Source organism: Pantoea sp. BAV 3049 (assembly GCF_009765445.1).
Classification (GTDB): domain Bacteria; phylum Pseudomonadota; class Gammaproteobacteria; order Enterobacterales; family Enterobacteriaceae; genus Erwinia.
This window is the reverse complement of record NZ_WHOY01000031.1, coordinates 673,154-691,517: the sequence shown is the minus strand read 5'-3', so window position 1 is coordinate 691,517 and position 18,364 is coordinate 673,154. Positions and strand designations below refer to the sequence as shown.

Below are 18,364 nucleotides of genomic sequence, written 5' to 3'. Positions count from 1 at the left end.
CAAATATTTGATTAGGAATGTGATTTGCAGCACATAAAAGCGTGTTAAACGTCCGATTAACACTCACTCAGACACTTTCAGCAGCAGGTTTTTCATGTGTTTCATCACCGCGCTGACTTCACGCCGGTTAGACCACACCAGCCAGACTTCGGACCAGGCGTCCTCTTCCTGCAGCGGGATCCAGCTGACCTCTTTCAGCCGGGCACGACGAAATGAGGCAGGCAGAATGGAAACGCCCAGGCCGGTCGCCACCAGGCCCAGAATGGTCATCGCCTCTCCCACTTCCTGAGCTATCGCCGGGGAGATATTGTAGCGTTGCAGCAGCATCAGCGTTTCCGAATACAGCGCTGTGCCCACCTGCGGATCGAAGAAAACAAAAGGTTCGCCGTCCAGATCCGTGATGGAGATAGTGTCCCGCTGTGCCAGACGGTGAGCATGGTGAACAACCGCGCACAAAGGTTCGCGCAACATTAACTGGTGGTCCAGCGTCTCTGGCAGCGGTGTGTTGCGCATGACGCCCAGATTGAGCCGACCCTCGTTCAGCGGCTCAATCTGCTGGCGGGTGTTAATTTCCTGCATACGGATATGAACGCCGGGATAACGCTGCCTGAAAGTGAACAAGGCATCCGAAACCGCAGTAATAAATGGCGCGGATGAGGTAAATCCAATCCGCAGCTCCCCTTCCTCTCCCCGGTGCAGCCTGGCAGCTTTATCCGCCGCGGTGGCAACGTTCTGCATAATTTGCCGGGCATCGACAAGAAACTGTGCACCGGCAGCAGTCAGTTGCACGCTGCGGTTAGTGCGGGCGAACAGCCGGGCACCGATTTGCTGCTCCAGCATCTGAATCTGCTGGCTCAGCGGCGGCTGGGAGATGTTCAGACGTTGCGCGGCGCGGCCAAAATGCATCTCTTCCGCGACGGCGATAAAGTAACGCAGATGGCGCAGCTCGATATTCATATTTTAAAAGTATCATTCGAGATTATTAATAGATTAGACATCATATTAATCCCTCTTTACAGTTAACAGAATGATTTTTCACCTTTTCAAAGGATTTGCAGTGAACCGCTCCTCGCAAACCGCCACGCTGGATGACAGCGTCAAGCGCCCCTCCGGACAACCTTCCATTGAGTACATCAGACGTGGTACGCCGCAGTATATGCGCGTTACCCTGGCACTCTTTTCTGCCGGGCTGGCCACTTTTGCCCTGCTCTATTGCGTGCAGCCCATTCTGCCGGTGCTTTCACAGGAGTTTGGCGTTTCCCCGGCCACCAGTAGCCTTTCACTGTCCATTTCGACTGGCCTGCTGGCGCTTGGCCTGCTGGTCACCGGTCCGTTGTCAGATGCCATCGGCAGGAAATCGGTGATGGTCACCGCGCTGCTGCTGGCGGCTGTCTGCACGCTGCTGTCCGCCACCATGACCAGCTGGCATGGCATTCTGATTATGCGTGCGCTGACCGGTTTGTCGCTGAGCGGCGTTGCCGCAGTGGGCATGACCTACCTCAGCGAGGAAGTCCATCCCAGCGTGATTGCCTTTTCGATGGGACTCTATATCAGCGGTAACTCTATCGGGGGAATGAGCGGACGTTTGCTCAGCGGAGTGATAACCGACTTAAGTTCGTGGCGCGTGGCCATTGCCGCCATTGGCTGCTTCGCCCTGGCTTCGGCGCTGATGTTCTGGAAAATTTTACCGCCTTCCCGACATTTTCGCCCTGCCTCACTGAAGCCTCGCAGTTTGCTGATTAACTTTCGCCTGCACTGGCGCGACAGCGGCCTGCCACTACTGTTCGCCGAAGGTTTTCTGCTGATGGGTGCTTTCGTGACCCTCTTTAACTATATTGGCTATCGCCTGCTGGCCCCGCCTTATTCGCTGAACCAGGCGATTGTAGGCCTGCTGTCTGTGGTGTATCTCACCGGTTCGTGGAGTTCGCCAAAGGCCGGAGCGATGACCGCGAAATTCGGTCGTGCGCCGGTGTTGCTGTTCTCAACGGCAATAATGATTGTGGGCGTGCTGATTACTCTGCTCAGCTCAGTGTGGCTGATTCTGGTGGGCATGATGCTGTTTACCGCAGGTTTCTTCGCGGCACACTCGGTGGCAAGCGGCTGGATTGGCCCACGCGCCCGTCGCGCCAAGGGGCAGGCTTCTTCGCTCTATCTGTTCAGCTACTATCTGGGCTCAAGCCTGGCAGGCACGCTGGGCGGCGTATTCTGGCATCACTTTGGCTGGCACGGCATTACCGTGTTTATCACCGCATTGCTGGCGATTGCGCTGCTGGTGGCGGTGCGTCTGAGGAGCAGAAAGCTGTAGAAATAAAAAAGTCCCGCACTATGGAGAGCGCGGGACTGATTACAACGGAGAGCCTTTCTGATACTGATTACGCCCCCGGAGGCAAAGTCTTATTTAGTGCGGTTAGCATAACGCTTCTGCAGCTTTTGCAATTTTGGTGGGATCACCGCCAGGCAATACCGGTTTTCCTGACCTTCTCCTTCCCAGTAATTCTGATGGTAGTCTTCAGCAGGATACCACTCACCTGTTTCAATAGTGGTCACAACCGGATCGCTCTGTTCACTCTGAGCACGGGCAATTGCCGCTTTGGCTTCAACAGCCTGGGCTTCATCGGCCGGGAAAATCGCTGAGCGATACTGGGTGCCAATATCGTTACCCTGACGGTTCAGCTGGGTCGGATCGTGGGTGGCGAAGCTGATATCCAGCAGATCGCCGTAGCTGATTTTTTCCGGATCAAACCCCAGACGAATCGCTTCTGCATGACCGGTATCTCCGGCACAAACCTGACGATAAGTTGGGTTTGGCAAATGGCCGCCAATATACCCACTTTCAACCGACTCAACGCCGTTGATCTGTTTAAACACCGCTTCGGTACACCAGAAGCAGCCCCCGGCGATGGTTGCATACTCAATTGTCATGATTAACTCCTCTTTTACAACGCCGCCCGGTAATCAGGTACCAAGCTTGCTTAACGCGGGCCATTGCAGCATAAGTGTATCAATAATGCTATCCAGTTCCGCACGGCTGGCCCCTTCCCGGGCGCGTACCGACATCCCCTGCAACAAACAGCCAAGATAAGCGCATAAAGCAGTGATATTGGTTTGCGCTGGCAGTTCACCCAGTTGCTGTCTGGCCAGCAGGAATGTCTGCAGATCGTTTTCCTGGCTGGTATGGCGTGCCCGCAGCATATCTGCCACTTCTGTCGACTCTGCCGAAAGCGCGGTGGACGTGCAGATAAAGAAGCAGCCTGCCGGTTTACCTCCCTCAGTGAAGCAGGCAGCCGTGGAGCGGAAATAACTTTCAACGCCCTTGGCCACGCAGCTTTCGGGACAGGCAAGCGCCGCTTTACGCTGACCCGCATACTTTTCTATATAGCGGTCAATCGCAGCACGGAACATCCCCTCTTTATTGGTGAATTCCGCATACAGCGTGGGAGCCTTGGCCCCGGTTGCTTCAACAAGATCGGAAAGCGAAGTGGCTTCATAACCATGACGCCAGAACAGGAGCAATGCTTTATCTAACGCTGCTTCCCGATCAAAGGTTTTTGGCCTTCCCCGACCCTTACGTGTGCAGATGTCCTGATCGCTCATGGTTCCTCACTTGCTGCCGTCGGCGAATAAATTACCGATCATTATAAAAACATTTGACCGCGGCTGTCGAGTCCCTTCTCAATCAGTGAAAAATGCCTCTCACAACAGGATGAGCTCCCTGCCTTAAGCATTTTTTTGAAAGTTTAAATCATTTTTTATCATAGGCTTAGAAATTAAATTAACGATCGATAATAAAATAAAGTTGACGAAGTGGTTGCCGGGGAATAACATTTAATTATCGATCGTTAATTAATAACGACGCAGACATGAACCTAACCGAATACAGAGAGAGAAAAAACCATGAAAACCATCAAAATGACCCTGGCCGCCATCGCACTGACTTCCGTTTCATTCGCTGGCTTTGCAGCCGATCTGGTCGGTACAGAACCTGCTCATCAGGAACAGGTCGGCGTAGTGTCTGCCAGCGGCAGCAACCTGTCCTCACTGGAATCCCATCTTGCAGCAAAAGCTGATGCAGCGGGCGCTAAATCATTCCGCATCAACAGCACCACCGGGAATAACCGCATGCATGGTACTGCAGTGATTTATCAGTAATTGCACCGTTTGAGCTTTGCTTCCAAATCAGAATTTTTTAAAATTAAGGGTATCGTCATGAAAAACATTAAATTCGCTTTAGCTGCTGTAGTTTTAGGTTCCATTTCTTTTGCCAGCCTGGCCGCCGATCAGGTTGACAGCGCCCCTGCCAATCAGCAAAAAATTGGCGTAATCAGCGCAACGGGCAGCACCAACCTGACCTCTCTGGAAAACCAACTCTCGGAGAAGGCCGAACTGGCGGGCGCGAAATCTTTTCGCATCACTTCGACCTCTGGTCAGAACAACCTGCATGGCACAGCCGTCATCTATAATTAATCGTCTGCCAGACAGTATTATCCCGACTGCCGCCAGAGCAAAGCCACTGGCGGCTTTATTTTACTCTGCATAAAAAAAATCCCCGGAAAACATCCCTCTCGTCACCGGTTGAATATCCTTACCAATAACCTTTCTCTTCTCGTGGTTTATTTCCAGACGAACAGAAATTTCCGCAACAAAATTAACCCACACTCTGAATGACGTTATTCACCTTGCTCTGTAACAAAATTTATTTTTAATTGAATGCTCAATCAATAAAACTTATCATACCCCCACGTTGTTAACAAAATCCGTATGATAGGTGCAAAAAATGTAAGAAAACCTCCCACTAATCAATAAACTAACCCATAACACCTGTCAACTTCCTCAGTGTAGTTAGCGGATATGCGGCGGATGTTTCCCAGTATGCGCTAAGGCATGCTTTGCGAAGAGAGACGGTTTCCCGTTCATTTTTTCGGAGATGGTATGCCGGTAACTGAAATACCCAGAAAAGAGCAGCAAGACCGCATTAATCCCGTGGTTTTTTATACTTCTGCAGTACTGATCCTGCTATTTTCCCTGACCACAATTTTCTTCACTGATTTATCCGACAGATGGATCAACAATACCCTTGAGTGGGTCTCCAATACTTTCGGCTGGTATTATTTACTGGCGGCCACCGTGTATATCGTTTTCGTGGTGTTGATTGCAGCCTCGCGCTTTGGTTCCATCAAGCTCGGGCCGGAGCAGTCAAAACCAGAATTCAGTTTGATGAGCTGGGCGGCAATGTTGTTTGCTGCTGGCATCGGTATTGACCTGATGTTCTTCTCCGTGGCGGAGCCGGTGACGCAATATATGATGCCGCCGGAAGGTCAGGGTCAGACAATGGAAGCAGCGCGCCAGGCGATGGTCTGGACACTGTTCCACTACGGTCTGACCGGCTGGGCAATGTATGCGCTGATGGGCATTGCGCTGGGCTACTTCAGCTACCGCTACGGCCTGCCATTAACCATTCGTTCGGCGCTCTACCCGATATTTGGCAAACGCATTAACGGCCCTATTGGTCACTCTGTTGATATTGCCGCGGTGATCGGCACTATCTTTGGTATTGCCACCACATTGGGCATCGGTGTGGTCCAGCTGAACTACGGTCTGAAGGTTATGTTCAACGTGCCTGAAGGTTTGACCGCTCAGGCGGCGCTGATTGCCCTGTCGGTGATTATGGCGACAATTTCCGTAACCTCCGGTGTCAATAAAGGTATCCGTATTCTGTCGGAGCTGAACGTGCTGCTGGCGCTGGGGCTGATCCTGTTCGTGCTGTTTATGGGCGATACCAGCTTCCTGCTGAACGCACTGGTGCTCAACGTGGGCGACTACATTAATCGCTTTATGGGCATGACGCTGAACAGCTTTGCCTTTGACCGACCGACGGAGTGGATGAACAACTGGACGCTGTTTTTCTGGGCCTGGTGGGTTGCCTGGTCGCCGTTTGTTGGGCTGTTCCTTGCGCGTATCTCCCGTGGCCGCACCATCCGCCAGTTTGTGGTAGGAACGCTGACCATTCCGTTTATCTTCACACTGCTGTGGCTGTCGATTTTCGGCAACAGCGCGCTGAATGAGATCATTCACGGCAACCTGGGCTTTGCGCAGGAGACGCTGGCACACCCGGAACGCGGCTTCTACAGCCTGCTGGGCCAGTATCCGGCATTTACCTTCAGTGCTTCGGTAGCAACCATCACCGGCCTGTTGTTCTATGTGACCTCGGCAGATTCCGGTTCGCTGGTGCTGGGTAATTTCACCTCGCGCCTGAGCGATATCAATAATGACGCGCCGAACTGGCTGCGGATTTTCTGGTCACTGGCGATCGGTTTGCTGACGCTGGGCATGCTGATGGTGAACGGCGTCACTGCGTTACAGAAGACCACGGTGATCATGGGCCTGCCCTTCAGCTTTGTAATTTTCTTTGTAATGGCCGGGTTGTACAAATCCCTGCGGGTTGAAGACCATCGCCGGGCAAGCAACGCCGTCAGTACCCCGCCGGTGCCGGTTTCACGGGAAGACCGCCTGAACTGGAAGCAACGAATCTCGCGCGTGATGAACTATCCGGGCAGCACTCATACCCGCAAGATGCTGGATACCGTTTGCCGTCCGGCGATGGAAGAAGTGGCGCTGGAACTGGAACGTCGTGGTGCGCAGGTGCAGGTCAGTGAACTGCCGCCGCAGGAAGATGAACGTCTGAACCATCTGGAAATGCTGGTTACGCTGGGCGACGAACAAAGTTTCCTGTATCAAATCTGGCCACAGCGTTATTCCGTTCCGGCTTTTACCTACCGGGCACGCAGCGGCAAGTCTGATTACTTCCGGCTGGAAACCTTCCTGCTGGAGGGCACTCAGGGCAATGACCTGATGGATTACACCAAAGAACAAATCATCAATGACATCCTCGACCAGTACGAGCGTCACCTGACCTTCCTGCATATCCACCGGGAAGCGCCGGGGAACACCATGCCATTCCCGGAAGTGTCATAAATTTAAAGGCCAGACTTCCACAGTCTGGCCTTTATGCTATCAGCTGTTTTCTCCCTGCTTCGCCTGACGGGCCGCCATGGTATTTGCCATCCATCTTGCCAGCGCCGGTCCGGTGATCAGCACCAGCAGAAAACGCCCGGTCTGCATCGACATCACAAACGAAATATCCACGTTGCTGGAAGAAGCGATAATCGCCACCGAATCTGCCCCACCGGGGCTGGTCGCCAGATAGGCGGTCAGTGGATCAATGCCCGCGAAATGCACCAGCAGAAACGCAAATCCACCACAAATCGCGACCAGGCTGAAGATGGAAAGCAGCAGGCGCGGTAATGCTTTAGCAACATATAACAGGATCGCGCGATTAAACCGCAGGCCGATGCTCCAGCCAATCAAAGCATAAGAGACCATCAGTAACGCCGGAGGTAACTCAATATTTAGCAGATGAGTGTCCTGAGCAATAATCCCGCCCGCCAGAGAGAGTAATAATGGTCCGGCTGGAATGCGCAGATAACGACTGGCAATCACACAACAAGCAATTAATACCAGCGTCACGCCAAACGCTCCCCAGGCAACCGGCTGGATAATATCAAAGCTTGACGGCGCGGAAGCGGACGGCGGCGGTGCCCAGATCCTTGCTACCAGCGTTGCCGCAATTGCAACAATTACCACCCGCAGATATTGCATAAAAGCCACCAGGCGTACATCGGCACCGTAACTTTCAGCCATTAATGTCATTGCCGTGGCCGCGCCCGGAGAAGATCCCCAAATCGCTGTTGAACCGGGTAATACCTGATAACGGGTCAGCAACCAGCCCAGGAAGGTACTGGCAACAATCACTGAAAGAATACTGGCAGCAAACAACGGCCAGTTTTTTGCCATTTCTATAAATACCGAGGAAGGAATGGCTCTGGCAATCATGCTGCCGACCACGCCCTGCGCCAGATAAAATAAATGGCGATGAATGACCAGCGGTTTATCTCTGGCAGCAAACACAATGGCGGCAGCCATCGGTCCTAATAATAGAGCTGCAGGTAAATGCAGGCTTTCCAGCGCGACAACGACTACGACCGAAACCAGAATCAGCCAGAACCAGCGCAAGGGAGGGGTTTTCATTATGTTCTCCGGTTGGAAATTAAGCGTCAGCGAGGCGGGCTAACAATTCAACCGCCTCACTGAGCCGTTGCTGTTCTTCGGGTGAAAATTTGTTCTGGATAGTTTTCACCAGCCAGTCATCCCGCTGCGCCCTGTTCCCTTCTATTAATCTCCGGCAGTCTTCATTGGGCGAATACACTTTTTTACGGCCGTCGGCAGGATCGGACAGCGCGACCAGCAAGCCAGCGTTTTCCAGCACGGTGATAATGGCCCCCATAGATTGTGGGCGCATCCCTTCCAGCAAGGCCAGTTCGGTGACGGTCGCCTGGCCCATGCGATACAGGTGCCCAAGGGCGGAAATTTGCGACCAGGTCAGGTCGCCTGGAGGCGCCTGTTCACGCAGGCGGCGACGCAAACGCCCTATGACGTCGCGGAGGTCGGCAGCGGTTGCCGGGAGATTTTTCATGATTTTCAGTCCGGAGAAGCGAATTGTTTATCCTGACATAAGCCAAGGAGAACTACAAAGGTTAGCTTCATATCTTTCTTTCTCCTGCACAGCAATGTGTGCACTGCTCCAGAAGCTACACTTTACTCATTCTGTACACTGGTACTGACGCGATAAATTAAATGTCACTTTTAGTATGTTGTAACTAAAAAAGTGATTCTTTGTTGTTCTACTTTTCGTGTCTGTGCAGCCCCACCTTCTGTCCTGAGCAAACGATAATCTCTTAATCGTGACGACTCAGGGTGATGGTCTTAAATAGAAAGTGTTACGGTGCTGTCGCAAATTGAATAAATTTCTGTCCCCCGCAGAGGACGATAACGCAAATCGGGACCATTTAATTCAATTTAAAATGTGACATAAATCCGCTGCAATTATCGACTAAACCCCACCGTCCGGCAGTTCATTCGCTCAAACTCAGCGTGGTTTAAGGTGTAGGACTATTCCCAATAAATGTAAATATATTTCCATTTTCTTCGGGGTCATTCGCAAAAAATATGAAAAACCGCTTAAATAAAGAGATATTTTGTTGATTAGGTGTTTTTAACTGACCAATTTGTCTGTACACTGGTCTTCGATTCATACACTGATTAATTTTAAACCACCCAACGCTACGGATTCCTTTATGAGCGAAACTCTGAAAGTATTAAATAACATTCGAACCCTTCGTGCACAGGCTCGTGAAGTTTCTTTAACTGAACTTGAAGAGATGCTGGAAAAACTCGAAGCGGTTGTCAACGAACGCCGTGATGCAGAAGCGGCTATCGCTTCTGAGATCAAGGAAAAAGAAGAGAAACTGGCAAAATACCGTCAGATGCTGCTGGACGACGGCATTGATTTAAGCGAACTGACTTCTGCTGAAAATACTTCCGGCAAATCTCGTGCTAAGCGTGCTCCACGTCCAGCTAAATACCAGTACACTGACGAAAATGGCGAAACCAAATCCTGGACCGGCCAGGGTCGTACCCCGGCGGTGATTAAGCAGGCGCTGGATGCTGGTAAGAAACTTGAAGATTTCCTGATCTAATCTTCCGCCACGCTGGTTAACCCCGGCGTGGCTTCTTCTTCCCCCTCTCTCATCTCTTTTTTATACCGTTCTTCTACCTGTCATATAATTTCTTCTACCCAGTCGTTGACGCTGAAAATTATTTCCGCTTCTGCTACCCTCATGAGCATGTTGTAACTAAGAGAGTCGCTATGAGCCGATATGATGCTGTTGACGAACTGCACCTCTGCGTGGCCAGACTGGAAGCTGCCCTCGCCTCTTTTACCTACCAGCTTCCACAGCAGCGCCTGCTGGCAGCCCGGGTGTTCGAGCTTCCCCTAATAAAAAAAGGTCAGGAGCACGAGCCGCTGAATGAAATAAAAGTCGTGCAGCATCTGGCACAACCGGCGTTACAAATGGCACTGACTCATTACAGCCGTCTTTTTATGCAACACCAGTCTGAAACCCTGAGCACTAAATCCGCGGTTCGCCTTCCCGGCGCGATTTGTGTAGAAGCCAGTACGGATGAAGCCAACCTGCTGAAACAGCAAATCGACACGATTAATACGCTGAAAGCAAGGCTGGAACAGATAATAACCGTTGATTCCGGTGTCTCCAGTGAGGAAAGATTTGAATTTGTGCACCAGCACCTTCGCGGGCTTATAACGCTGAATGCCTACAGGACAATAACACTGGTGGAAGGGGTTGACTCGGTACGATTCGGCTGGGCGAATAAGCATATTATTAAGAATGTCACCCGGGATTCGATCCTCGATAAACTAAAAAAAAGTGTGCAGTCCGGCCGCGCTATGGCTCCCTGGTCGCGTGAACAGTGGGCTGAAAAATTAGACCGTGAGATAGCTGCCCTTAATTCTTTGCCGGCGAAGGCGCGGCTGAAGATTAAGCGTCCGGTAAAGGTTCAGCCAGTGGCCAGAGTATGGAATAAACAACAGCAGAAGCAAACTCAGCTCGCCTGTCCTTCCCCCCTGCTGGTGCTGTGTGCCGATGCCGGTCAGCTCCCCAAATTGGGTGAGTTATTAAATTATGATGCTGCTAATGTTACTCATCGTTTCAAACCGCAGGCGGAAACCCTTTATCCGGTGATCCCGCGACTACACCTTTATAGCGACAGACTCCCCGGATGCAGATAAAAGCCAGGCGGCAGGCAAAAAAAAGAGCGGAATATTTTCCGCTCTGCCCGAACCTGAAGGATTATGATTTCATACTGCCGACCATATCTTCCGGACGAACCCAGGCATCAAACTCTTCTTCCGTCAGATAACCCAGCTTCAGCGCCGACCCTTTAAGCGTCAGGCCCTCTTTATGTGCTTTTTTAGCTATTTCGGCCGCTTTATCGTAGCCAATATGGGTATTTAACGCCGTAACCAGCATCAGCGATTCATTAAGCAGCTGCGTAATCCGGTCGTGATTCGGTTCGATTCCAACCGCGCAGTGGTGATTAAAGCTGTCCATGCCATCGGCCAGCATACGTACCGATTGCAGGAAATTGTGGATGATCATCGGACGGTAAACGTTCAGCTCAAAGTTACCGGAAGCCCCTCCCATATTCACCGCCACATCATTGCCCATCACCTGGCAGCACAGCATGGTCATCGCTTCACACTGAGTCGGATTTACTTTGCCCGGCATAATCGAACTGCCCGGCTCGTTTTCCGGTATGGATATTTCGCCTATTCCGCAACGTGGACCGGAAGATAACCAGCGCACGTCGTTAGCGATTTTCATTAATGAAGCAGCCAGGCCTTTCAGCGAGCCATGAGCATGTACCAGGGCATCACAGGTGGCCAGCGCTTCAAACTTGTTGGGTGAAGTCACAAAAGGCTGGCTGGTCAGTTCTGCCAGCTCTTTTGCCACGCGCACGGCATATTCCGGATGGGTATTCAGCCCGGTCCCTACCGCCGTGCCACCCAGCGCCAGCTCGGCTACGTGCGGAATACTTTGCTCAATATGCTTTAGGTTATGGTTCAACATCGCCACCCAGCCGGAAATCTCCTGCCCCAGCGTCAGCGGTGTGGCATCCTGCAAATGCGTGCGGCCAATTTTAACGATGTCTTTAAAAGCCTCAGCCTTATCGTTAAGGGTTTTCTGCAGCACCTTAAGCTGAGGCAGCAGATGTTCCCTCACAGCAATCACCGCGGCAACGTGCATCGCCGTCGGGAAGACGTCATTGGAGCTCTGACTTTTGTTCACATCGTCATTTGGATGAACCAGGCGGGACATACCGCGCTCGCCGCCAAGCAGTTCGCTGGCGCGGTTGGCGAGCACTTCATTCATATTCATGTTGGTCTGAGTGCCGGAACCGGTCTGCCAGATAGCCAGCGGAAACTCGCTGCCGTGCCGATTATCCAGCACCTCATCGGCGGCTTTAATGATCGCCTGAGCCCGCTCGTCCGGCAGTAATTTTAAATCATTGTTCACTTTTGCCGCAGCGCGTTTGGTCAGCGCCAGCGCGTGAACCAGTTCGACGGGCATTTTTTCTGTGGAGATACGGAAGTGTTCCAGTGAGCGCTGAGTCTGTGCGCCCCAGAGTTTATCTGCAGGTACGTCGATGGGGCCCATTGAGTCTTTTTCAATGCGATTCGCGGCCATGAGTGTCTCCTCTGGTAATTATATGAATAATGCCCCTCTCTTCGCCTCTGCGGGCGTAAAGCGCGGGCCGTAGTTTGACATACAATAATTTAACATTATGCGACTCATTCGTCCTTCCTGCACTGAAGATTGTCTTTTTGGCGCGGTTTTCTGCTTTAATACGCAGAGTGATAACCGGATTATCTGTGAGTGAACATGCAAAAATTAATCAATTCGCTGCAAAATTATGCATGGGGCAGCCGCCAGGCCCTGACCGAGCTTTATGGTATTGCCAACCCTGACCAGCAGCCAATGGCCGAGCTGTGGATGGGCGCGCATCCTAAAAGTCCTTCCTTTATAGAAGTTGATGGACAGAAGCGCTCATTGAGGGACGTAATTGAACAGGATAAAGACCGTTTGCTCGGTAAAGCCGTGGCGACTAAGTTTGGCGAGCTGCCGTTCCTGTTCAAAGTCCTGTGCGCCGATCAGCCGCTCTCCATCCAGGTGCACCCCAGCAAATCAGCCGCTGAAATTGGCTTTGCTAAAGAGAACGCAGCAGGCATTCCACTTTCCGCTGCTGAGCGTAACTATAAAGATGCCAACCACAAACCTGAGCTGGTGTTTGCCCTGACACCGTTCCGCGCGATCAACGGTTTCCGCGAGCTGCATGAAATCGTTTCGCTGCTGCAGCCGGTAGCCGGTGCGCATCCGGCCATTGCCCATTTTCTGAAATCTCCTGAGATGAGGGGCCTTTCTCAACTGTTCTCCTCCCTGCTTTCCATGCAGGGCGAAGAGAAAAGCCTGGCGCTGGATATCCTGAAAGCTGCCCTGCAAAACCAGCATGGCGAACCGTGGGATACCGTGCAGCTGATTGCTGAGTTCTACCCGGAAGACAGCGGCCTGTTCTCGCCACTGCTGCTGAATGTGATTGAGCTGCAGCCGGGTGAAGCGATGTTCCTGTTCGCCGAAACGCCTCATGCCTACCTGAAAGGGGTGGCACTGGAAGTGATGGCGAACTCTGATAACGTGCTGCGCGCAGGCCTGACGCCGAAATACATCGATATTCCGGAGCTGATGGCTAACCTGAAGTTTAAAGCAAAACCTTACGCCAGCCTGCTCACTCAGCCGGTGCATCAGGGTGAGACGCTCAGCTTCCCGGTGCCGGTAGAGGATTTTGCTTTCTCACTGCATCAGCTCGGTGCCATACCGCAGACCGTCAGCCAGCAAAGTGCCGCTATCCTGTTCTGCGTTGAAGGCCAGACGGTGATTGGTCAGGGCGACAGCCAGCTGACCCTGAAGCCAGGCGAATCCTGTTTTATCCCGGCAGATCAGTCACCTGTAACCCTGGCCGGCACGGGTCGCGTGGCACGGGTTTACAACGATCTGAGCGATTGCGGCTGACGTGATAAGCCACAGTTGCTATTATGATTTAAATTATTAAACAAAAACGCCTTTATGGCGTTTTTTACTTCGCCAGGCTTTTGCCAGCAGGAAGGAATTGCCGGCGCCAGTGACTGATAAGGACGACTTTACAGATGAAGAAAACCAAGATAGCTGTCGGCGTGGTTGTTGCCCTTGGCGTGATTTGGACCGGAGCCGCATGGTTCACCGGAAAACAACTGGAAAAGAATATGGATCAGCTGGTGCAGAACGCTAATGCCCAGATGAACAACATGGCGCCAGAAAGCCGCCTGCAGCTGAGCTACCAGGATTTCCAGCGCGGCGTGTTCAGCAGTACCGCCCGCGTTGTGTTGCAGTCCAGCTCGCAAACTGAAGATAACTCGCTGATCAAACCGGGACAGAGCATTGTGTTTGATGAGAAGATCGATCACGGTCCCTTCCCGTTTGCCCAGCTGAAAAGATTCAACCTGATCCCAAGTATGGCTTCCGTACATACCCAGCTGGAAAATACCGATGCGGTGAAGAAGCTGTTTGAAATGGCTCAGGGAAAATCTGTGATCCAGGCTGATACCCGCATTGGCTACGGCGGTGCAACCGCTTCAGACATCACCCTGTTACCGGTGGATTACAACAATGCCCAGACCGGCGAGCGTTTCGCTTCCAACGGTGGCAAACTGAACGTCAGCGCTGATGACAAAGGTGACAAGGTCGATTTCAGCGGTGACCTGGACAGCCTGGCGCTGACCACCAAAAATCAGTTGGATATGCCGGTTCTGTTCACCGCCAACGGCCTGAAGCTGAATGCCAACACCCACCTCAGTCCGGAAGGAATGCGCATCGGCGATCAGAGTATTAACCTGCAGAAGCTGACCGCTGCCGTTAATGGCCAGGAGGCGTTTACCGCACAGGGCCTGAACGGGAAATCCTCTTTCAGTTCTGAAAAGAGCCTGATTTCCGGCACCATCGATTACGCACTGGATTCGCTGAAGATCCAGAATCAGGACTTCGGTCAGGGCAAGCTGGCGATCAAACTGTCGCAGTTCGATGCCAACGGCATGAAAGCCTTCTCAGAAAACTATAATCGTCAGGTGCAGTCGCTGTTGAATGAGCCGGGAGTAAGCGATAATCCGGAGCTGTATCAGCAGCGCATGAGTCAGGTACTCAGCGCTAACCTGCCGCTGCTGCTGAAAGGCGACCCGGTAGTGAACATCGCGCCGCTGAGCTGGAAAAATGACAAGGGCGAGAGCAGCTTCAACCTCTCAGTGCACTTCAAAGATCCGGCAACCGGCGCGCCTCAGCCACAGAACATCACTCAGGCGGTGGATAACGTGCTGAAAACGCTGGACGGCAAGCTGACCATTTCTATGGATATGGCGACCGAGCTGATGACCCACGTGGCAATGGCCGAAGGCTATAAGCAGGAAGATGCGGCCAGACTGGCGGATCAGCAGGTCAAAGGCGTGGCGGCGATGGGCCAGATGTTCAAGCTGACTACGCAGCAGGATAACAACATCGTCACCAGCCTGCAGTATGCTACCGGCCAGGTGACGATGAACGGTGAGAAAATGCCTCTCGACCAGTTCCTTGCGCGCTATATGCTGGGCGGTGGAGTGGCACCTGCAGGGATGCCGCAATAATACTCATCGCTATATGCCCCCGGCTCACGGGGGCAGATTCCGCCTTGTTCCCTGTCTTTCACTGCATTTTAAGTTTCAACAACCATTCAGTGCCAATCGCCGGATAAATACCGGCCTCCAGACGATCGTTCATCATGCCCACCGGCTCCACCATCTTAGAAAACCTACCACCGTTCAGATTGGAAGTTCGCCAGTTGGCGTGTTCAGAAACCCCTGCCTGCAAGCCCGGGCGCAAATTATGCGCCCTTCTTTATGCCGACCCACGTTCAATAAGCACCGGAGGCAGGATCACGTTTTGCACCGCGCCTTCTGGCAGGGCCATTCTTTGTATTAAACGCACCGCCGCGCTGCGGCCAATTTCCCGCGCCGAGCTGGTGATAAAAGTCAGTGGGGGATCGGTCAGCTCCGCTTCCGGCGTGTCGCCAAATCCTACCAGCGCCATCTGCTGACCATAATAGCTGTCCACCGCGCCTTTGCCGATGGTTCTGCCGGTATGCTGCAGGCCGAAATAACAGCCCAGCGCGACCGGGGCGTTATGACAGAGAATGGCGGTAATGGTGGGATGATGATGGATCAGCTGCTCGGTGATGTCCGCAACATCTCGCTGATGGCGTCCACACTCCACGATCCATTCGCTGCGAAACGGCAGTCCGTACTGCAGCAGCGTGGCGCAATAGCCCCCGATGCGTTCAGCGCGGGTCAGCGAGGACCCTGAACCGCCCAGCCAGGCGATACAGTGGTGTCCGCGCTTGATCAGATATTCGGTTGCCATCTTCGCCGCATGCAGATTATCCGGACGGATGGAGTCAGTTTCATCCAGGCTGCTGGCGCGTGACGCGCAGATCAGCGCAATCCCCTGCTCCCGGGCTTTCTCCACCAGATGTGAAGCATTTTCTGCGCCACCGCCCAGCACAATGCCTTCCACGCCCTGCGCCACCAGCGAATCGAAGCAGCGATCGATGTTCTGCCCCCGGCTACCACTCTGCGTCAGGAACAGCACCTTGTCATTTTTTTCAAGCCCTTCGCTCAGTCCTGCCGTCATCTCGGCATAGAAGGGATGGCAGATATCCCGCACAATCAGGCCGACCACGCCGCTGCCTCCTCCCCGCAACATTGCTGCAGAACGGTTGCGCACAAACCCCAGTGTTTCGATAGCCTGATTAACACGGTCCGCTGTGGCTGGTGAAATACGGCCTTTACCGGAAAGGACCAACGAAACCGTGGTGACAGAGACACCGGCTTCGGCGGCAACATCATTAATAGTGATTTTTTTCAGCGACATAGTTAACCGATTCAGGCCGGGCAAAAAAAGCGCTCAGCGCAGCGGAAATATAAAGGTAAAACGTTACACCTGTAGGAAGGCAAATAAAACCTCAGTAACGCGAAATACTGTGATTTGACGCTCATTAATGTTCGGTAAAACGTTTTATCATTTTTTTATCTCAGCAAGGGCTGAGCTTTTTTTAAGCCAGGAGCATCTATGTCGGCCACCCCTGTTAAACAAAAAATCACGCTCTGGGAATTTTTCCAGAGCCTAGGAAAGACCTTTATGTTGCCCGTCGCGCTGCTGTCTTTTTGCGGCATTATGCTGGGCATTGGCAGCTCGCTGAGCAGCCACGACGTCATTACCCTGATCCCGTTCCTCGGCAATCCGGTTCTGCAGCTGATCTTCACCTGGATGAGTAAAGTCGGCTCCTTTGCCTTCACTTATCTGCCGGTGATGTTCGCCATTGCCATTCCGTTGGGGATGGCGCGTGAGAATAAAGGCGTGGCTGCCTTCTCCGGTTTCGTCGGATTTGCGGTGATGAACCTGGCAGTAAACTTCTGGCTCAATGCCAAAGGCATTCTGCCAACCACCGACGCGACTGTTCTGAAAGCCAATAACATCCAGAACATCATCGGCATTCAGTCAATTGATACCGGTATTCTGGGGGCGGTGATCGTCGGTATTATCGTTTTTTATCTGCATGAACGTTTTCACACCATCCGCCTGCCAGATGCGCTGGCATTCTTCGGTGGCACACGTTTTGTCCCGATTATCACCACTCTGGTCATGGGTCTGGTGGGCCTGGTTATTCCGTTGATCTGGCCTGCATTTGCGGCAGCCATTACCGGCCTGGGCTGGGTGATTAACGGCGCGGGTGAGTTTGGACCGATGATTTTTGGTACCGGCGAACGTCTGCTGCTGCCGTTTGGCCTGCAGCATATTCTGGTGGCGATTATCCGCTTTACCGATGCGGGCGGCACCATGGACGTCTGCGGACACAGCGTCAGCGGTGCGCTGACCATCTTCCAGGCGCAGCTCTCCTGCCCGACCACCAGCGGCTTCTCTGAAAGCGCCACCCGCTTCCTTTCGCAGGGTAAAATGCCTGCCTTTCTCGGCGGCCTGCCGGGTGCGGCGCTGGCGATGTATCACTGTGCACGTCCTGAAAACCGCCACAAAATTAAAGGCCTGCTGATCTCCGGCGTGGTGGCCTGCGTGGTTGGCGGCACCACCGAACCCATTGAATTCCTGTTCCTGTTCGTCGCGCCAGTGCTGTATGTGATCCACGCGCTGCTGACCGGTTTGGGCTTTACCGTAATGGCGGTACTGGGCGTGACCATTGGTAATACCGACGGCAACGTTATCGACTTTGTGGTGTTTGGTATTCTGCATGGCCTGTCGACCAAATGGTATTATGTGCCGGTGGTGGCAGCGATCTGGTTTGCCGGTTACTACCTGATTTTCCGCTTCGCTATCACCCGCTTCAATATTAAAACGCCAGGGCGTGATAGTGATAACACCACAAGCGTGGAGAAAAACTTCTCCAGCGCCGTGGCCGGAAAATCAGGCTACAACACCCCTGCGATCCTTGCGGCTCTGGGTGGCATGGAGAATATCACCTCACTGGATAACTGCCTGACACGTCTGCGTCTGCAGGTGAAAGATATGAGCCTGGTGGATGACGCCGCATTAAAGGCCAACCGCGTGATCGGCGTGGTGCATCTTAACCAGCATAGTCTGCAGGTGGTGATTGGCCCGCAGGTGCAGTCGGTGAAAGATGAAATGGCCAGCCTGATGCAGCCTGCCCCGGTCTGACCAGGCAAGAGCAAAGGATTAAACCAGCCTGAGCGTAAGCAAAAGGCCTGACGCACTGGCCTGACTGAAACCGGCGCCTTCACGGCGCCGTTTTATTTGAGGATGTT

16 protein-coding genes are annotated in these 18,364 nt (G+C 52.8%); 9 read left to right on the top strand and 7 right to left on the bottom strand.

What is annotated here, in order from left to right; translation table 11 throughout:
- Positions 1-63 precede the first annotated feature (63 nt).
- Positions 64-957 carry a LysR family transcriptional regulator gene (locus GSQ70_RS04060; protein ID WP_158781367.1) on the bottom strand — a complete coding sequence of 298 codons (894 nt, stop codon included), beginning with the start codon at positions 955-957 and terminating at the stop codon, positions 64-66.
- 100 nt (positions 958-1,057) lie between these two features.
- On the opposite strand from GSQ70_RS04060, the gene GSQ70_RS04055 reads away from it, so the two are divergent.
- Positions 1,058-2,305, top strand: a complete 1,248-nt coding sequence (locus GSQ70_RS04055) for an MFS transporter (protein WP_158781366.1) — start codon at positions 1,058-1,060, stop codon at positions 2,303-2,305.
- Between the two features lie 89 nt (positions 2,306-2,394).
- Here the strand turns inward: GSQ70_RS04055 and msrA are convergent, their stop codons facing one another.
- Both msrA and GSQ70_RS04045 read right to left on the bottom strand, forming a co-directional pair.
- On the bottom strand, positions 2,395-2,922 hold the full coding sequence (gene msrA, locus GSQ70_RS04050) for a peptide-methionine (S)-S-oxide reductase MsrA (RefSeq protein ID WP_158781365.1): 528 nt from the start codon (positions 2,920-2,922) through the stop codon (positions 2,395-2,397).
- A 33-nt stretch (positions 2,923-2,955) separates the two neighbouring features.
- On the bottom strand, positions 2,956-3,594 hold the full coding sequence (locus tag GSQ70_RS04045; RefSeq protein ID WP_158781364.1) for a TetR/AcrR family transcriptional regulator: 639 nt from the start codon (positions 3,592-3,594) through the stop codon (positions 2,956-2,958).
- A gap of 300 nt (positions 3,595-3,894) precedes the next feature.
- Here GSQ70_RS04045 and GSQ70_RS04040 point away from each other — a divergent pair, with 300 nt between their 5' ends.
- The 3 genes from GSQ70_RS04040 to GSQ70_RS04030 all read left to right on the top strand — a co-directional run bounded on the left by GSQ70_RS04040 (position 3,895) and on the right by GSQ70_RS04030 (position 6,972).
- A complete protein-coding gene (locus tag GSQ70_RS04040; RefSeq protein ID WP_158781363.1) occupies positions 3,895-4,149 on the top strand; it encodes a YdgH/BhsA/McbA-like domain containing protein in 255 nt (84 codons plus the stop codon).
- A gap of 57 nt (positions 4,150-4,206) precedes the next feature.
- Positions 4,207-4,464 carry a YdgH/BhsA/McbA-like domain containing protein gene (locus GSQ70_RS04035; protein ID WP_158781362.1) on the top strand — a complete coding sequence of 86 codons (258 nt, stop codon included), beginning with the start codon at positions 4,207-4,209 and terminating at the stop codon, positions 4,462-4,464.
- Between the two features lie 465 nt (positions 4,465-4,929).
- Positions 4,930-6,972, top strand: a complete 2,043-nt coding sequence (locus tag GSQ70_RS04030) for a choline transporter (RefSeq protein WP_158781361.1) — start codon at positions 4,930-4,932, stop codon at positions 6,970-6,972.
- A 39-nt stretch (positions 6,973-7,011) separates the two neighbouring features.
- Here the strand turns inward: GSQ70_RS04030 and GSQ70_RS04025 are convergent, their stop codons facing one another.
- Together GSQ70_RS04025 and GSQ70_RS04020 are read right to left on the bottom strand one after the other, a co-directional pair.
- Positions 7,012-8,085, bottom strand: coding sequence for an AbrB family transcriptional regulator (locus GSQ70_RS04025; RefSeq protein ID WP_158781360.1), 1,074 nt, complete (start codon positions 8,083-8,085; stop codon positions 7,012-7,014).
- A 19-nt stretch (positions 8,086-8,104) separates the two neighbouring features.
- Positions 8,105-8,530 (bottom strand): MarR family winged helix-turn-helix transcriptional regulator, encoded by a 426-nt coding sequence (locus GSQ70_RS04020; RefSeq protein ID WP_158781359.1) that lies wholly within the window; start codon positions 8,528-8,530, stop codon positions 8,105-8,107.
- A gap of 661 nt (positions 8,531-9,191) precedes the next feature.
- On the opposite strand from GSQ70_RS04020, the gene GSQ70_RS04015 reads away from it, so the two are divergent.
- Both GSQ70_RS04015 and tus read left to right on the top strand, forming a co-directional pair.
- A complete protein-coding gene (locus tag GSQ70_RS04015) occupies positions 9,192-9,593 on the top strand; it encodes an H-NS family nucleoid-associated regulatory protein (protein WP_158781358.1) in 402 nt (133 codons plus the stop codon).
- Between the two features lie 170 nt (positions 9,594-9,763).
- Positions 9,764-10,702 (top strand): DNA replication terminus site-binding protein, encoded by a 939-nt coding sequence (gene tus, locus GSQ70_RS04010; RefSeq protein ID WP_158781357.1) that lies wholly within the window; start codon positions 9,764-9,766, stop codon positions 10,700-10,702.
- 61 nt (positions 10,703-10,763) lie between these two features.
- Here tus and fumC read toward each other — a convergent pair whose 3' ends face one another.
- Positions 10,764-12,161: a class II fumarate hydratase gene (gene fumC / locus GSQ70_RS04005; protein WP_158781356.1), complete on the bottom strand. Its 1,398-nt coding sequence runs from the start codon at positions 12,159-12,161 to the stop codon at positions 10,764-10,766.
- A gap of 195 nt (positions 12,162-12,356) precedes the next feature.
- Here fumC and manA point away from each other — a divergent pair, with 195 nt between their 5' ends.
- Both manA and GSQ70_RS03995 read left to right on the top strand, forming a co-directional pair.
- Complete coding sequence (manA, locus tag GSQ70_RS04000; RefSeq protein ID WP_158781355.1) at positions 12,357-13,541, top strand: mannose-6-phosphate isomerase; 1,185 nt, start codon at positions 12,357-12,359, stop codon at positions 13,539-13,541.
- A 134-nt stretch (positions 13,542-13,675) separates the two neighbouring features.
- Positions 13,676-15,178, top strand: coding sequence for a YdgA family protein (locus tag GSQ70_RS03995; protein WP_158781354.1), 1,503 nt, complete (start codon positions 13,676-13,678; stop codon positions 15,176-15,178).
- A 250-nt stretch (positions 15,179-15,428) separates the two neighbouring features.
- On the opposite strand, the gene GSQ70_RS03990 is transcribed toward GSQ70_RS03995, so the two are convergent.
- Positions 15,429-16,460, bottom strand: coding sequence for a Mal regulon transcriptional regulator MalI (locus tag GSQ70_RS03990; RefSeq protein ID WP_158781353.1), 1,032 nt, complete (start codon positions 16,458-16,460; stop codon positions 15,429-15,431).
- Between the two features lie 198 nt (positions 16,461-16,658).
- Here GSQ70_RS03990 and malX point away from each other — a divergent pair, with 198 nt between their 5' ends.
- Positions 16,659-18,257 carry a maltose/glucose-specific PTS transporter subunit IIBC gene (malX, locus tag GSQ70_RS03985; protein WP_158781352.1) on the top strand — a complete coding sequence of 533 codons (1,599 nt, stop codon included), beginning with the start codon at positions 16,659-16,661 and terminating at the stop codon, positions 18,255-18,257.
- The last annotated feature ends 107 nt before the right edge of the window (positions 18,258-18,364 follow it).

Bases quoted from the DNA above. Each gene is read 5' to 3' on its own strand.
- tus (WP_158781357.1), top strand. From the start codon at position 9,764: ATGAGCCGATATGATGCTGTTGACGAACTGCACCTCTGCGTGGCCAGA.
- malX (WP_158781352.1), top strand. From the start codon at position 16,659: ATGTCGGCCACCCCTGTTAAACAAAAAATCACGCTCTGGGAATTTTTC.
- GSQ70_RS03990 (WP_158781353.1), bottom strand. From the start codon at position 16,460: ATGTCGCTGAAAAAAATCACTATTAATGATGTTGCCGCCGAAGCCGGT.
- GSQ70_RS04030 (WP_158781361.1), top strand. From the start codon at position 4,930: ATGCCGGTAACTGAAATACCCAGAAAAGAGCAGCAAGACCGCATTAAT.
- fumC (WP_158781356.1), bottom strand. From the start codon at position 12,161: ATGGCCGCGAATCGCATTGAAAAAGACTCAATGGGCCCCATCGACGTA.
- GSQ70_RS03995 (WP_158781354.1), top strand. From the start codon at position 13,676: ATGAAGAAAACCAAGATAGCTGTCGGCGTGGTTGTTGCCCTTGGCGTG.
- msrA (WP_158781365.1), bottom strand. From the start codon at position 2,922: ATGACAATTGAGTATGCAACCATCGCCGGGGGCTGCTTCTGGTGTACC.
- GSQ70_RS04020 (WP_158781359.1), bottom strand. From the start codon at position 8,530: ATGAAAAATCTCCCGGCAACCGCTGCCGACCTCCGCGACGTCATAGGG.
- GSQ70_RS04060 (WP_158781367.1), bottom strand. From the start codon at position 957: ATGAATATCGAGCTGCGCCATCTGCGTTACTTTATCGCCGTCGCGGAA.
- GSQ70_RS04025 (WP_158781360.1), bottom strand. From the start codon at position 8,085: ATGAAAACCCCTCCCTTGCGCTGGTTCTGGCTGATTCTGGTTTCGGTC.
- GSQ70_RS04035 (WP_158781362.1), top strand. From the start codon at position 4,207: ATGAAAAACATTAAATTCGCTTTAGCTGCTGTAGTTTTAGGTTCCATT.
- GSQ70_RS04045 (WP_158781364.1), bottom strand. From the start codon at position 3,594: ATGAGCGATCAGGACATCTGCACACGTAAGGGTCGGGGAAGGCCAAAA.
- GSQ70_RS04015 (WP_158781358.1), top strand. From the start codon at position 9,192: ATGAGCGAAACTCTGAAAGTATTAAATAACATTCGAACCCTTCGTGCA.
- manA (WP_158781355.1), top strand. From the start codon at position 12,357: ATGCAAAAATTAATCAATTCGCTGCAAAATTATGCATGGGGCAGCCGC.
- GSQ70_RS04040 (WP_158781363.1), top strand. From the start codon at position 3,895: ATGAAAACCATCAAAATGACCCTGGCCGCCATCGCACTGACTTCCGTT.